Genomic DNA, 1429 nt, shown 5'->3' on the forward strand with positions numbered 1-1429 from the left:
AACACGGCACAATAACCACGACCACGTGGCCTACTTTTCACCGTCGCTTCTGGCCTACTTTTCGACCGTCGTCAACAAATTGCACGTAGCGCGCTTCTTACAGACGAGAAAGCCTCGCAGGCCAAGTCGTTCGGAGCACAATTCACGTTCGGTGCTGATGTCGGGAGGTTCAGCTTGAGTAAGTGAATCAATGCTAACATCACGGGCGGTGCTTCGACTCCGCAGGCGTCGTGCACGGTCCAGACAACCACCCTTTTCCGCGAAAGGAAGGTCGGCTATGAGTCTGACGGTCGCCGACGGTCGCAGAAGGGGCGATGAACGTCGAGCGCGGATTCTGACGGCAGCCGCGCAGATTATCGCGGACCGCGGATATCATTCCGCATCGATGGCCGATATCGGCGATTCCGCTGGCGTCGTCGGTCCGGCGATTTACCGACACTTCGAAAGCAAGGCAGGCTTGCTGGCGGCGCTATTCGAGCAAGTGATCGACACGCTACTGCAGCGTGCTTCCTCGATCGTCGAACAGAGCCGTGACGACGCCGAGGCACTGACCGCCCTCGTCGCGGACCATGTAGCGCTCGTTTTGGACCAACGCGAACTCGCCATCGTCTACTACCGCGAATTTCATAATCTGGCCGCGCAGCAGCGCAGTCAGTTACGTCGCAAACAGCGTCTATATCTCGAGGAGTGGGTGCACGTCCTCAGTGAGCTCCGCCCCGAACTTGACGAGACAGGATTACGCGCTGTAGTCCACGGCGCAATTGGAGCGATTCAGTCGACGTTGCAATACCGCGAAACCGGTATGGACGCCGAACGCATTTCGGTTCTACTTGCCGATTTGGGACATGCCGTTCTTGGTGTCGCTCGAGTTTAGATGATGAAAACCATTACTGCGTGCCCGAACCGTGACGCTCAATTTTCCCGACCCGCCGGAAGTTCTTGCAACAGCGGCGATCGTCGGCGAAGCAACGAGGGTCTACGTCACCAAATGAGTCTATGTCAGTTGATCGACCACCCGCCGGTATGCTGCGGGTGCGAAAAGCGATGTTGCGCAACATAGTTGATGAGCATGGCCAGACCGGGCAGTGCCAGCTGCACCAGGTGGGCGAGTTGCTTTGCGTGACATCATTGGCTGAACCGTGCGGCCGTGACCTATAGCGGCGTGAGTGGGCGCGGGAACGCCGTGCACCGACTGTCGCATACTCGGCCGTGACCGCACGTTGGGTATAACTGGCGCTAATTCAACTTCAGATTCAATGCACGTCAGAGACAACCTCGCACTGCAAGTGGCCCGGCGCACGGCTCAGATGGTGGCGAAGGAGCACTCGCTTGACGCTGCGCAAGAGCTGACTGAGTAATTGTCAATACCTGTGGATTGGTGTTTTTCAGGCGACCTCCGTTCCGGTCGGGGTGGCCGGGTTGTCGGCCG

At 58.2% G+C, this 1429-nt stretch carries 1 protein-coding gene; it reads left to right on the plus strand.

Translation table 11 applies throughout. The features are described 5' to 3' along the window. The first annotated feature begins 277 nt into the window (after positions 1-277). A complete protein-coding gene (locus tag AC3WTE_RS32595) occupies positions 278-874 on the plus strand; it encodes a TetR/AcrR family transcriptional regulator (protein WP_318986944.1) in 597 nt (198 codons plus the stop codon). The last annotated feature ends 555 nt before the right edge of the window (positions 875-1429 follow it).

The sequence above is a fragment of the Mycobacterium sp. FW102-FHT13B02 genome, from assembly GCF_058790275.1.

Excerpts from the sequence above, each read along its gene's own strand:
- AC3WTE_RS32595 (WP_318986944.1), top strand. The coding sequence starts at position 278 with ATGAGTCTGACGGTCGCCGACGGTCGCAGAAGGGGCGATGAACGTCGA.